This window comes from Streptomyces sp. NPDC033229 (assembly GCF_055576875.1).
In genome coordinates this window covers 53,983-67,172 of the sequence record NZ_JBVIQR010000028.1, presented here as the reverse complement: position 1 = coordinate 67,172, position 13,190 = coordinate 53,983, and the positions used below count along the sequence as shown (strand labels likewise).

10 protein-coding genes are annotated in these 13,190 nt (G+C 72.9%); 3 read left to right on the top strand and 7 right to left on the bottom strand.

From position 1 onward, the window contains the following. Window positions 1-9 precede the first annotated feature (9 nt). Together ACZ53N_RS23820 and ACZ53N_RS23815 are read right to left on the bottom strand one after the other, a co-directional pair. Entirely contained in the window at window positions 10-1,329 is a 1,320-nt protein-coding gene (locus ACZ53N_RS23820) for an ABC transporter substrate-binding protein (RefSeq protein ID WP_469142871.1), read from the bottom strand. A 104-nt stretch (window positions 1,330-1,433) separates the two neighbouring features. After that, complete coding sequence (locus ACZ53N_RS23815; RefSeq protein WP_469142831.1) at window positions 1,434-2,630, bottom strand: ROK family transcriptional regulator; 1,197 nt, start codon at window positions 2,628-2,630, stop codon at window positions 1,434-1,436. 335 nt (window positions 2,631-2,965) lie between these two features. On the opposite strand from ACZ53N_RS23815, the gene ACZ53N_RS23810 reads away from it, so the two are divergent. Beyond that, entirely contained in the window at window positions 2,966-3,487 is a 522-nt protein-coding gene (locus ACZ53N_RS23810) for an FBP domain-containing protein (protein WP_469142830.1), read from the top strand. Window positions 3,488-3,548: 61 nt separating this feature from the next. Here the strand turns inward: ACZ53N_RS23810 and ACZ53N_RS23805 are convergent, their stop codons facing one another. The 4 genes from ACZ53N_RS23805 to ACZ53N_RS23790 form a co-directional block, all read right to left on the bottom strand. Then, window positions 3,549-4,523: an acyl-ACP desaturase gene (locus ACZ53N_RS23805; RefSeq protein WP_184729739.1), complete on the bottom strand. Its 975-nt coding sequence runs from the start codon at window positions 4,521-4,523 to the stop codon at window positions 3,549-3,551. A gap of 284 nt (window positions 4,524-4,807) precedes the next feature. Further along, the gene (locus tag ACZ53N_RS23800; protein ID WP_469142829.1) at window positions 4,808-5,080 is read right to left on the bottom strand and encodes a hypothetical protein; all 273 of its coding nucleotides are present in this window, start codon (window positions 5,078-5,080) and stop codon (window positions 4,808-4,810) included. A 47-nt stretch (window positions 5,081-5,127) separates the two neighbouring features. After that, complete coding sequence (malQ, locus tag ACZ53N_RS23795; RefSeq protein WP_469142828.1) at window positions 5,128-7,311, bottom strand: 4-alpha-glucanotransferase; 2,184 nt, start codon at window positions 7,309-7,311, stop codon at window positions 5,128-5,130. Further along, a complete protein-coding gene (locus tag ACZ53N_RS23790) occupies window positions 7,312-7,596 on the bottom strand; it encodes a hypothetical protein (RefSeq protein ID WP_469142827.1) in 285 nt (94 codons plus the stop codon). 458 nt (window positions 7,597-8,054) lie between these two features. On the opposite strand from ACZ53N_RS23790, the gene ACZ53N_RS23785 reads away from it, so the two are divergent. Beyond that, the gene (locus ACZ53N_RS23785; RefSeq protein ID WP_469142870.1) at window positions 8,055-11,105 is read left to right on the top strand and encodes a beta-N-acetylglucosaminidase domain-containing protein; all 3,051 of its coding nucleotides are present in this window, start codon (window positions 8,055-8,057) and stop codon (window positions 11,103-11,105) included. Between the two features lie 81 nt (window positions 11,106-11,186). On the opposite strand, the gene ACZ53N_RS23780 is transcribed toward ACZ53N_RS23785, so the two are convergent. Further along, entirely contained in the window at window positions 11,187-11,723 is a 537-nt protein-coding gene (locus ACZ53N_RS23780) for an HNH endonuclease (RefSeq protein WP_469142826.1), read from the bottom strand. A 258-nt stretch (window positions 11,724-11,981) separates the two neighbouring features. Here ACZ53N_RS23780 and ACZ53N_RS23775 point away from each other — a divergent pair, with 258 nt between their 5' ends. Then, window positions 11,982-13,070 (top strand): mechanosensitive ion channel family protein, encoded by a 1,089-nt coding sequence (locus tag ACZ53N_RS23775; RefSeq protein ID WP_469142825.1) that lies wholly within the window; start codon window positions 11,982-11,984, stop codon window positions 13,068-13,070. Window positions 13,071-13,190 lie beyond the last annotated feature (120 nt).

The following is a 13,190-nucleotide window of genomic DNA, read 5'->3' as shown; positions in this document are numbered from 1 at the left end:
CGGTCTCCGTCAATCCTGGGACTGGAGGGTGTCGTTGTCTATTTGCCGGTCGAGTGCGCGCAGGCCCTTGGCGAGGTCACGGACCTTTCCGGCCTCGACGTCGTAGGCGAAGTCCGTGAACGTGACGATGTACTGACCGCCGTTGACGGACGCGGGCATGCCGACGCTGTGGCGATTGCGGGCGATGTCGAGGAAGGTGGCGAAGGCGGGGTCGCGGTCAAGTTTCGGTGAGGCGAGCGCGGCCTTGGTCGAGGGCACATTGCGCATGGCGTTGGCGAAGGTGACGACCTGATCGGTGTCGGCGGTCAGGAAGCGCACCAGCTCCCAGGCCGCGTTCTGGTGCTTGCTGCTGTGCGCGATACCGGCGACGGTTCCGGTCAGATAGCCGCGCCCGTAGGTGTCGGCCTTGTCGTCCGGCACCGGCAGGGGCGCGGTGGCCCACCGGAAATCGGGCTTGGCGTCGTCCAGCATCAGCCCACGCCATTCGCCGTCCAGATGCATGGCGAGCTTGCCGGTCACAAAGGCGTTCTGCGAGGACATCTCGTCACCGAAGGTGGTGCGGAAGTTCTCCAGCGGCCCGTATCCGCCGAGTGCGGTGACCAGGTCCCGCTGGAAGGTGAGGAACTCCTTCGCGGCCGTGCCCTCGGCGAGCCGGGATTTTCCGGCGGCGTCGAAATAGGTGGGCCCCCACTGGGCGAGGAGCCGGTCAGGTTTGTTCTCGTACAGCCTGTAGTTGGGCATGAAGCCCACCCGCCGGTACGAGCCGCTCTTGGTCCGCTCGGTGAGTTTGACGGCGGCCCGCTTGAATTCGGACAGGGTCCGCGGCGGCCGGCTGATGCCCGCCTGCTCGAACGCGTCCACGTTGTAGTACATGCCGTACGCGTCCGCGAGGAGCGGCAGCGCGCACTGCTTGCCCTCGTAAGCGGTGTAGTCCAGCAGGGTTTTCGGAAAGACGGCCTTCTTGTCCAGGCCGGTCTTCCGCATGAACGGGTCGAGATCGACCCACATGCCCGACGAGCAGTACTGGCCGACGTTGTTCGTGGTGAAGGACGACACGACGTCGGGGGCCTCGCCGCCACCCGCCCGCAGGGCCTGGTTCACGGTCGCGTCGGTGACGTTCCCGGTGGATTTCACCCGGATATTGGGGTGCAGTTTCTCGAACCGGGCGATCGACTCGTCGATCGCCTTGACTTCCTTCTTCTCCGACCACCCGTGCCAGAACGTCAGGGTGACGGGTGCCGTCGGGTCGTCCTTGTCGCTGCCGGTGGCCGGATTGGCGCAGCCCGCCAGGAGGAGGACCGCGGTGAGGAGAAGGGCGGCGGGGCGCATCGGCTCCGCCCGGTGGGGTGCCCGGATGCGTATTCGGCGTCGTAGGCGCGGCATGGCGGGACTTCTTTCACAGCGAGGGAGGGAGGAAGGGGGGACGGGCGGGGTCAGGCGGTGTCGAAGACGGTGTCGCGGGTGGCGGTGAGCGCGGTCAGGAGCGCGCCGTTCAGAATGGGGGCGCTTTCGACCGTGCTCAGCCGCAGCTCCGGCCGGGGCAGGGCCAGCCCGGACATCTCCGCCGCCACCAGCTCGCGCAGCCGCTCCCCGCCGGCCCGGCACACCTCGCCCGAGAGCACCACGAGCCCGGGGTCGACCACCGCGACCACCGCCGCGAGCCCGAGGGCGATGCGCCGGGCCAGATCGGTGAGGACGTTGTCACCGGTGCCCGGCACGGCGGCGGCCCGGGCCAGCGCCTCGGGGGCGGTGTGGGCGCCGAGGCCGTAGGTCCGGGCGAGTTCGAGCACGGCGGGTGAGCTGACGAGCATCTGGAAGCCGCCGCCCCCGTCCGGTCCGGTGGTGGCGCCAGGCCCGCCGCGCGCGAGCGGCGCGCCGGGCAGCGGCATATAGCCGACCTCGCCCGCGCCCCCGGTCGCTCCCCGCAGGGGTTTCCCGCCCAGCACGATCGCCGCGCCCACGCCCTCGTCGGCCCACAGCAGCACGAAGTCGTCGAAGCCTTGGGCGGCACCGCCGTGTTGTTCGGCGACGGCGGCGAGGTTGACGTCGTTCTCGATGACGACGGGCGTGCCGAGCACCTCGGCGAGTTCGGCGCGGAGCGTGCGCGCGTGCCAGCCCGGCAGGTGCGGGGCGTAGCGCAGGGTCCCGGTGCGCGGGTCGAGCGCGCCGGGTGTGCCGATGACCGTGCGGTGCAGCGCGTCCCGACCGAGCCCGGCACCCCGCAGCGCCCCGGCGACGGCCTCGGCCACCAGGGCGGCCGTCCGGGTCCGTACCTCTTCGGCGAGGGCGTCGGCCTCGACGTGGTGCTCGCCGACGACGCGACCGGTGATGTCCGCGACGGCCGCGGTGATCCCGTTCTCGTCGGCGGCGAGCGCGGCCACGTGCGCGATGGCCGGATTCACCTCGTACAGCCGTGCGCTGGGGCCGGGCCGGCCCGTGACGCTCCCGGACGACACGACCAGCCCGCCGGCCTCCAGCCGGCCGAGGAGCTGTGAGGCGGTGGGCTTGGACAGTCCGGTCAGCTCGCCGAGCCGGGTGCGGGTGAGGGGGCCGTGGGCGACGAGCAGCTCCAGCGCGGCGCGGTCGTTCATGGCCCGCAGCACGCGGGGTGTCCCGGGGGTCCCGGCCATGGCCTCGCACCCGCCCTTCGACGTCTCGGGAAAGTCTGTTAGGAAACCTTCCCATCGGGGAGGGACGATAGGGAGCGGATCGACACGGCGTCAACAGCTCCTCGGTATGCCGCTCGGGACATGACACGCGGCCGCGTCCTCCGGAACCGGCCGAGCATTCTCCGGTCGGCCGAAATTCGCCCCTTGGCGTGCGACTTTACCCGGCGGGAGCGTGCGGTCGCCGCGGGTGACGAGGTGGCGGCGAGGGTGTGTGGCGCCGCCTGTCCGGCCAGGGGTGCCCGGCGCCGGAAAAATCATGCGACGCCCGGACGGCACCGGTGTTAGCTTCAACCACCATGGAACCACTCGGCGAGAACGACATACGCGCCTCCTTCGTGAACTGCTCCAAGGGAGAGGCACGCAGGCTCAGCCTGCCCCGGGGACTGGCCGAACTCCCCTGGGCCGACCTCGACTTCCTGGGCTGGCGGGATCCGGGCGCCCCGGACCGCGGCTACATCGTCGCCGAGCGGGCCGGGGAGTTGGTGGGGGTCACGCTGCGCGTTCCGCAGGGCGGCCCGCGGAGCATGATGAAGACCACGATGTGCTCGCTCTGCCTGACCGGGCACGTCGCCTCGGGGGTCTCGCTGCTCGCCGCCCGCAAGGTCGGCGCCGCCGGCCGCGACGGCAACACCGTCGGTGCCTACATGTGCGCGGACCTGGCCTGCCCGCTGTATGTGCGGGGCAAGAAGCAGCCGCTGCTCGCGATGCGCTACAAGGAGACGCTGGACGTGGAGGAGCGGATCACGCGCACGCTCGTGAACCTGGACGAGTTCCTGGACAAGGTCTTCCGGGTCGAGGACGCGTCGGCGCGGGCCTGAGCCGGACGCGAGGAAGCCGGGGCATCCGCCCCGGCTTCCTCGGCTGTGAAGTGTGCGCGGCTCAGGCCTGTTCGGCCCGGGCCCGGCGGCGGGCGAGCAGTGCCTCGCGGCGCTCGTCGAACTTCGTCGCCTGGTCGTCGAGGCCGCCCATGTACAGGCCCAACTCCTCCTGGGCGCGCAGACCGTCCGGGCCCAGCCCGGTGATCTCCAGGACCTTCAGGAAGCGCAGCACCGGCTGCAGCACGTCGTCGTGGTGGATGCGCAGGTTGTAGATCCCGCCGATGGCCATCTGCGCGGCGGCCCGCTCGAAGCCGGGGATGCCGTGGCCCGGCATCCGGAAGTCGACCACGACGTCCCGCACGGCGCTCATCGTCTGGTCGGGCGCCAACTCGAAGGCCTTGCCCAGCAGATTGCGGTAGAAGACCATGTGCAGGTTCTCGTCCGTGGCGATCCGGGAGAGCATGCGGTCACAGACCGGGTCGCCGGAGTGGTGGCCGGTGTTCCGGTGCGAGATGCGCGTGGCCAGCTCCTGGAACGCGACGTACGCGACCGAGTGCAGCATGCTGTGCCGGTTGTCGGACTCGAACCCCTCCGACATGTGCTGCATGCGGAACCGCTCCAGCGCGACCGGGTCCACGGCGCGCGAGGTGAGCAGGTAGTCCCGCATCACGATGCCGTGCCGGCCCTCCTCGGCGGTCCAGCGGTGCACCCAGGTCCCCCAGGCGCCGTCGCGGCCGAAGAGCGAGGCGATCTCGTGGTGGTAACTGGGGAGGTTGTCCTCGGTCAGCAGGTTGACGATGAGGGCGGTGCGCCCGATGTCCGTCACCTTCGACTGCTCGGGCGCCCAGGCCTCGCCGCCCATGACCCCGTCGAAGTTCCGCCCGTCGCTCCACGGCACGTACTCGTGCGGCATCCATTCCTTGGCGACCTTGAGGTGGCGGTTCAGCTCGGTCTCGACGACCTCTTCGAGTGCGTACAGCAGGCGGCTGTCGCTCCACACGGCCCGGGAATGGTGGCGGAGGGGGGCGATGGTCACAGACAGCTCCTGATGCAGGGGACGATCTTACTTACGGATCCGTAGGTTACGACACCGTAGGTTAAGTGCGCGGTAAACGGCAAGGGCCGCCCTTTTCGGGGGACGGTGCGTGCGGTCGCCGTCACGGCGTGTGCGTCGGTGAGGTGTGCTCCGCCGGCCCGTCACCGGTCCGGAAACAGCAAAAAGCCCGGTGCCTCCGTCCAAACAGGACCGGGAGGCACCGGGCGGAAAAGCTCGGCGGAATTCGTAGAGCGGAACTCGGAAAAGAAGGGGTGGGACAGCCGTTACCGCGACGGGCGCGGGTGGTGGGTGTCGTGCGTGCGGGGGTTGTCCGAGTGCCGGGCCGCGACCATCGTGAGGCCCGCGATGACCAGGAAGGCGACGATCGGCGCGGCGACGTAGAGGCCGAGCGTGTTGATCACGCTCATGCTCGGACCCGGGTCGTCACCGTCGTCGCGGGTGAGCGCGAACGCGGGGGACGACATCAGCAGCATCAGCACAGTGCCGGCGGAGATGGCGCCGGCGCGCATGGCGTTCTTGTTGACCTTGTTGCTCACGGGCTCAACGTATCGGACCCGCGTCGGCCCCGCGCGCCCGGGGTCGCCTATGGGTGGCCGACCGGGCCGTTCGGGCTCGTCGCGGGCCATTCCCCCCACGTCCCGCCCCAGGTCTTTCCCCAGGTGCCGGCCCTCGGCGCGGTGCGCAGCTCGTCCATCAGGGCGTGCAGCCGCGGCGACGCCGCCAGGTCCTCCAGGGAGAGCGGGCGGCCCGTCGCGTCGGCGATGGGGAGCCGCCAGTTCGGGTACTGGTCCCAGGTGCCCGGCAGGTTCTGCGGACGCCGGTCGCCGACCGTGTCCGGGAGCCAGACGCCGATCAGCCGGGCGGGGGTGCGCAGCAGGAAGCGGTGGACGGCCTTGACCGCGGCCACCTCGTCGCCCGGGCCCTCGGGGAGCAGGCCCAGACGGCCGAAGAGCGCCATCCACTCCGCGACCGCCGTCGCGTCCTCCCGCTGCTCCACGCCGAGCGGACGGGTCAGCAGGCCGAGCCGGTGGCGCAGCTCGACATGGTCGCCGGTGAGGCGGGCGGCCGTGCTCGGCAGATCGTGGGTGGTGGCCGTGGCCAGGCAGTCGGTGCGCCAGCGCTCGGGCTCCAGCGGCTCCGCCTTTCCGCCCGCGCCGTCGTAGTCCCGCTCGAACCACAGCACCGACGTCCCCAGCACCCCCCGCTCGGCCAGCGACTCCCGCACGCCCGGCTCGACCGTGCCCAGGTCCTCCCCTATGACGGTCGCGCCCGCCCGGTCGGCCTCCAGCGCGAGGACGCCGAGCATCGCCTCCGCGTCGTAGCGCACATACGTCCCCCGCGTCGGCTCGCACCCCTGTGGCACCCACCAGAGCCGGAACAGTCCCATCACATGGTCGATGCGCAGCGCTCCCGCGTGGCGCATCAACGCGCGCAGCAGATCGCGGTACGGGGCGTACCCGGTGGCCGCCAGGGCGTCGGGCCGCCAGGGCGGCAGGCCCCAGTCCTGGCCGTGGGGGCTGAACGCGTCAGGGGGAGCGCCGACCGACATGCCGGTGGCGAAGGCGTGCTGCTGCGCCCAGGCGTCCGCGCCCGAGGGGTGCACCCCGACGGCCAGGTCGTGGACGAGGCCGACGCGCATGCCCGCCTCGCGCGCGGCCCGCTGGGCGGCGGCCAGCTGCTGGTCGGTGAGCCAGGCGAGCCAGCAGTGGAAGTCGACGCGGTCGAGGAGCTCGCCGCGGGTGCGGGCCGTACGGGCCGAACGGGGGTCCTTCAGCGCACCGGGCCAAGCCCGCCAGTCGGGGCCGTGCACCTCGGCGAGCGCGCACCACGTGGAGTGGTCGTCCAGGGCCTGGCCCTGCTCGGCGAGGAAGTCGCAGTACGCGGCGCGGCGGCCGGGGCTCAGCGGCACGGTCCGCACCAGCTCCAGCGCCTGGCGCTTGGCCGCCCAGACCGCGTCCCGGTCGATCAGGGCATCGCGCCGCAGCACGCCCTCGCGCAGCGCGGCGGCACGGCCGAGGAGCACCTCGGCGCGCTCGCGCGCCGGACCGTCGAGATAGGCGAACTCGGCGATGTCCTCGATGCGCAGATAGACCGGGTCGGGGAAGCGGCGGGAGGAGGGACGGTACGGCGAGGGATCGGTGGGCGCGCCGGGCACGGCCGCGTGCAGCGGGTTGACCTGCACGAAGTCCGAGTCGAAGGCCCGGCCCGACCAGGCGGCGAGCTCGGCGAGGTCACCGAGGTCGCCCATGCCCCAGGAGCGGGCGGACAGCAGCGAATAGAGCTGCACGAGGAAGCCGTGGGCGCGCTCGGGCGGGGCGGGCAGCCGCTCGGGGGCGACGATCAGCGGGACGCACGCGGTCCGGCCGTCGGGGGCGTGGGCGCGCAGGAGATGGCTGCCGAGCGGCAGGGCCTCCGCGAGGCCCGCCCCGCCGAACAGGGGCGTCCCGTCCCACGCGATCCCCTGCCCGTCCTCGGTGTCGACCCGCAGGGCCGTGCCCTCCGGCAGCGTGGGCAAGGCCGGCCCGTGGGCGCGCGGCGTCCCGTCCGCCGCCGCCCGCAGGACCACCGCCCCGGGCAGCAGCCGGCGGCGCTCGGTGGCGGCGTGGGCGTCCAGGGCGTCCCGGACGGCACGGGGGGTGGACGCGTCGACGCCCAGCGCGGCGAGGACCGCGACGACGGTGTCCTCGGGCACCTTCGATCCCTGGCCGGGCGCGGGCTCGTAGGAGGTGGCGACACCGTGCAGTTCGGCGAGCCGCGCTCGGCCCATTCAGACCTCCGAGGACTCCGTGCCGAAGGCCGGTCCGTGGACCGTGGCCGTGGGTTCGCTGGTGAGCGGCAGTTCGGTGGCCAGCGGGGGCTCGCTGGTCAGCGGGGTGGCATCGGCGAGCGGCGGCTCGCTGGTCAGCGGGGGCTCGGCCGGGGCGCCGGAGCCGGAGCCGGCCGGGAGCCGGCCGTCGAACTCCGGGAGGTAGGCGTCCTCGTGCGCGCACGCGCACGGGGACGGCACCGGTTTGGACAGGGCGGACAGCAGGAGCTGGGCGGACGCGGCCACAGGGGCCTCCCGGGGTGACGGCAGTGGGTCACGTCTGCACTACCCACTCGGGGCGGTCGCAGACGTACCGGACCAAGGAACGTGTCCCGGGTCACATTACGTTCCTCTATGTCGATTTAGCGGTGCTTTCGTGGGCTTCGTTTTCCGTTCGCTCATCGACTCGCCGGGCAATACCGGCACTTCGGTCACGTGCGTTGACACGCATCGCGCCTGGTGATGGGCTCACTGCCCACGAGCGTGCACCTTGGGGCGAGGAGAAAGCCGTGCGGTTCCCGGGTAACGAACCCTCGTACGACAGCCACGGCGGAGAGCGGCAGGCGGAGCAGCAGACAGGGCGACCGGCGGAGCGGTACGAGCAGCAACAAAAGGGACGCTCCCTCCGTGCCGTCGGCACCGGCCGCCTCGGCCGCCTGAGTGAACCCTTCGTCGCCCGCCCCCGCAAGGCCGGAGCCACCGTGCTGGCCGCGGCCCTCCTCGGCGGACTGCTCGGCGGCGCGCCCGGCGCCGTCGCCGACCCGCGCACCGGCGGCGCCACCACCACCGCGGGCCCCGCCGACCGGGAGAGCGCCGACGCCGCGCCCGCCGTCTGGCCGCGCCCACAGTCGCTGAGCGCGCAGGGCTCGTACGCGCGGATCGGCGACGAGGTCACCGTCATGGCCGACTCCGGCGCCGACCCCTACGCGCTGGAGGCGCTCCGCGAGACGCTGCGCGGCCTCGGCGCCCGTACCGTCGTGGACGCCGGAGCCGGCGGCACCCCGCCGCCGCGCGGGCTGATCGTCTACGCGGGCGGGCAGCCGGCCGAGGACGCCCTGCGGGCCCTCGGCGCCCCGGCCGTCGACGACCTGCCGTCCGGCGGCTACCGCCTCGCCACCGGGCAACTGGACGGGCGGCCGACGGTCGCGCTCGCGGGGCTGGGCCCGGACGGGCTGTTCCACGCGGCGCAGACACTGCGCCAGCTCGCGGTGGAGCGCGACGGCGGCAAGGCCTTCGCCGGCGTGGTGGTGCGCGACTGGCCGGGCACGGCCGTGCGCGGGCTGACCGAGGGCTTCTACGGCCGCCCCTGGTCGCGGCAGCAGCGCCTGGACCAGATCGACTTCATGGGCCGCACCAAGCAGAACCGCTATCTCTACGCCCCCGGCGAAGACCCCTACCGCCAGGCCCGCTGGCGCGACCCCTACCCAGCCGACCAGCGCGCCGAGTTCCGGGCCCTGGCCGAGCGGGCCCGCCGCAACCACGTGACGCTCGGCTGGGCCATCTCGCCGGGACAGGCGATGTGCTTCTCCTCCGCCTCCGACCTGCGGGCGCTCGGCCGCAAGGTCGACGCGATGTGGGCGCTGGGCGTACGTGCCTTCCAGCTCCAGTTCCAGGACGTGAGCTACAGCGAGTGGCACTGCGACGCGGACGCCGACGCCTTCGGCTCCGGGCCCAGGGCGGCCGCCGCCGCGCAGGCCAAGGTCGCCGGCGCCCTCGCCCGGCACCTGGCGGCCAAGGGCCCCGAGGCGGCCCCGCTGTCGCTGCTGCCCACCGAGTACTACCAGGACGGGCGAACGGCCTTCCGGCGCGCGCTCGCCGACGCCCTCGACCCGCGCGTGGAGGTGGCGTGGACGGGCGTCGGGGTGGTCCCCAAGACCATCACCGGCGGTGAACTGGCCGACGCCCGGGCGGCCTTCGGCCACCCGCTGGTCACGATGGACAACTACCCGGTCAACGACTACGCGCAGGACCGTATCTTCCTCGGCCCCTACACCGGCCGCGAGCCGGCCGTCGCGGTCGGCTCCGCCGCCCTGCTCGCCAATGCCTCCGCCCAGCCGGTCGCCTCCCGCATCCCGCTGTTCACCATCGCCGACTACGCCTGGAACCCGCGTCAGTACCGCCCCGAGGAGTCCTGGCGCGCGGCCGTCGACGACCTCGCCGGCCACGACGGCGCCACCCGCGAGGCCCTCACCGCCCTCGCCGGCAACGACCGCTCGTCCGTCCTGGGCGGCGAGGAGTCCACGTATCTGCGCCCCCTGCTGGACGCCTTCTGGGCGGCCCTGTCCACCACCGACGCCGGGCGGCTGACGGAGGCAGGTGACCGGCTGCGCACCGCCTTCCGGGCCATGCGCGACGCCCGGCAGCGGCTCTCGGGCTCCCTCGGCGGGCTCGACGCCGAGGTACGGCCCTGGCTGGAGCAGCTGGCGCGGCACGGCGAGGCGGGCGAGAAGGCCGTGGACATGCTCACCGCCCACGCGCGCGGCGACGGCACGACGGCCTGGCGGGCCCAGCTGGAGGTCCAGCGGCTGCGCGAGCGGATCCAGGACAGCCGGGTCACGGTCGGCAAGGGCGTCCTGTCCCCGTTCCTGGAGCAGGCCCTGGCCCGGGCCAACGGCTGGACCGGCGTCGACCGGCCGCTGCGCACCACCGGCCCGGCCACCGACGGCGACCCGACGACGAGCACCCCGTCCGCCCCCGGCGAGACCCTGACCGTGCGGCTGCCGCGTCCCCGCCCGCTGACCGCCGTCACCGTGCTCACCGCCCCCGCCCCCGGCGTGCGCGGCACCGTCGAGGCACACGACCCCGACCGCGGCTGGCAGCCGCTCGGCACGGTCTCCGACGGTGGTTGGACACAGGCACCCGGCAAGGGCCTGCGGGCCGACGCGCTGCGCCTGGTCTGGGCCCCGGGCAGCACGGCGCCGGCCGTCCACGAGGTCACCCCGTGGTTCGCCGACGACCCCTCGGCCGACTTCGAGCTCACCCGCCGGGACGCCGACGCCGAGATCGGCGGCCGCCCGGCCGTCGTCGACGCCCGGATGATCACCCGGCGGCCGGGGACGGTCACCGAGAAGCTCACCGTCCTCGCGCCCCCCGGGGTCACCGTGCGGGCACCGGGGGAGATCACCTCGCCGCGCGGCGGCGTCACCACGGCCAGGATCGAGCTGTCGGTGCCCGCCGGGTCCGCCGCGCGCACCTTCACCGTGCCCGTCCGCCTCGGCGACCAGGAGCGGACCCTGACCGTCCGGGCCTATCCGCCGACCGGCGGTCCGAACCTTGCGCGCGGCGCCCGGGCGAGCGCCTCGGGCCAGGAGACGGGCCGCTTCCCGGCCTCGGCGGCCGTCGACGGCGACCCCGGGACCCGCTGGTCCTCACCGGCCTCCGACGATGCCTGGTGGCAACTGGAGCTGGCCCGTCCGGCCCGCCTCGGCCGACTGGTCCTGCACTGGCAGGAGGCGCACCCGGCCCGCTACCGCGTGCAGGTCTCGCCCGACGGGCGCACCTGGCGGGACGCGGCCGTGGTGGCCGAGGGCAAGGGCGGCGCGGAGACCGTCCGCATGGACGCGCCGGGTGCGCGCTTCGTCCGGGTGCAGGGCGAGAAGCGGGCCACCCGCTTCGGCTACTCCCTGTGGGAGGTCGAGGCGTACGCCGTACAGGAACGGCCGGGGGCGGAGTCCAAGCAGGAGTCCAAGCAGGAGGCCAAGCCGGATTCCAAGCCGGATGACAAGCCGGATGACAAGCCGGAGGACAAGCCCTGAGACCGGGCCACCGCCGCGCACGCGCCCCGGAAGCGGACCCCCGGGAACGCTGTACGCCTGGACGACAATGGCCCGGTCGACTCAGGCGGAAATGCCGTCGATCCGGGCCATCGCGTCCTGGGCGCCGTATGCCTCCAGGTAAGGCAGCCAGCGTGGATCCCTGTGGCCGGTGCCGATGATGCGCCACGCCAGCCCCGACGGCGGGGCCGGTTGGTGCCGCAGCCGCCAGCCCAGCTCCCCGACGTGCCGGTCTGCCTTGACGTGATTGCAGCGGCGGCACGCGGCCACCACGTTCTCCCAGGCGTGCTGGCCGCCGCGACTGCGCGGAACGACGTGATCGACGCTGGTTGCGACGCCACCGCAGTACGCGCATCGGCCGCCGTCACGGGCGAACAGGGCGCGGCGGGTGAGCGGAACGGGCCCCCGAAAGGGCACCCGCACGAAGCGCTTCAGCCGGACGACGCTGGGTGCGGGGACGGTACAGGTCGCGCTGTGCATATAGGCGCCGGAGTCCTCGAGGCTGACAGCCTTCTCATTGAGGACGAGTATGAGCGCGCGGCGGAGCGGTACGACGCCGAGCGGCTCGTACGACGCGTTGAGGACCAGGACATGCGGCACGGGTGCCTCCTTGTACGCCGGCGGCGCGTGGCTCGCGCCGGGACGATCTCCTGCAAGTGTCCCCTGACCCCCGCTCGGAGCGCCACCACCACCGGGTAACGGGCCACAGGTGTTTTCGAGCACACCGCGTTCATCCCCCGCCCAAGACCTGTTGCATCTCGAACACAGCAACGGAACGCGACGTCTGCCCCGTTAGTGTGGTGAGTCCGCCCGTTCCGCTTCTCGGCGCGGGCGTGTCCCACACGAAGGGTTCCTGCTGTGTTCTGGTCCGCTGCTCTGGGCGCAGACTCACCGACCACCCCGCCGCCCTCGTCCCTGGACGAGGCGCAGAGGACGGCGAACGACGCCGCGGGCTGGGTCGAGGAGAACTGGTCCATCTGGCTCAGCAATGGCCTGCGCATGATCCTGATCATCGTGATCGCCGTGGCCATGAGGCATCTGGTCCGCCGGGCGATCACCAAACTGATAGCGCGCATGAACCGCAGCGCCGAGGCCGTCGACGGCACGGCGCTCGGCAGCCTCCTCGTCAACGCCGAACGCCGGCGGCAGCGCTCGGAGGCCATCGGATCGGTGCTGCGCAGCGTCGCCTCGTTCCTGATCATGGGAACGGCGGCCCTGACGGTGCTGTCCGTACTGAAGATCAATCTGGCCCCGCTGCTGGCCAGCGCGGGTGTGGCGGGTGTGGCCATTGGTTTCGGCGCCCGCAATCTCGTCACCGACTTCCTCTCCGGCGTCTTCATGATCCTGGAGGACCAGTACGGCGTCGGCGACGAGGTGGACGCCGGTGTCGCCACCGGCACGGTCATCGAGGTCGGTCTGCGCGTCACCAAGCTGCGCGGGGCGAACGGTGAGATCTGGTACGTCCGCAACGGCGAGGTCAAGCGCATCGGCAACCTCAGCCAGGGCTGGGCCACCGCGGGCGTCGACGTCCAGGTCCGGGCCACCGAGGACCTGGAGAGGGTCCGCTCCGTCGTCATCGCGGCCGGTGAGGAGATGGCGAAGGCCGAGCCCTGGAACGAGCGGCTCTGGGAGCCGGTCGAGGTCCTCGGCCTGGACGCGGTCTACCTGAACACCATGGTCGTCCGCGTCTCGGCCAAGACCATGCCGGGCAAGGCGCTCGGGGTCGAGCGGGAGCTGCGCTGGCGCATCAAGCAGGCCCTGGACGAGGCGGGCATCCGCATCGTCGGCGCCGCCCCCTGGGAGGCGGAGGACGAGGCCGCAGCCGACCCGAGCGCCGCCGTGGCGGCCCCCTCCGTGCTCGCCAACCCCACCTCCCCGCAGTCCCTGGCCACGGCCCCGATACCGGCCCCGCTCACGCCGGGCGCGGGGGCCCCGCTGGGCAAGTAGGCAGGCCCCGCCGAAGCGCGGGAATACGCCGGGGGGGGGGGGGGGGGGGGGGGGGGGGGGGGGGGATAACGGTTTTTTTTTTTCTCTGTGTTTGGTTGGTGCAAGGGTTGGTTTTTGTTT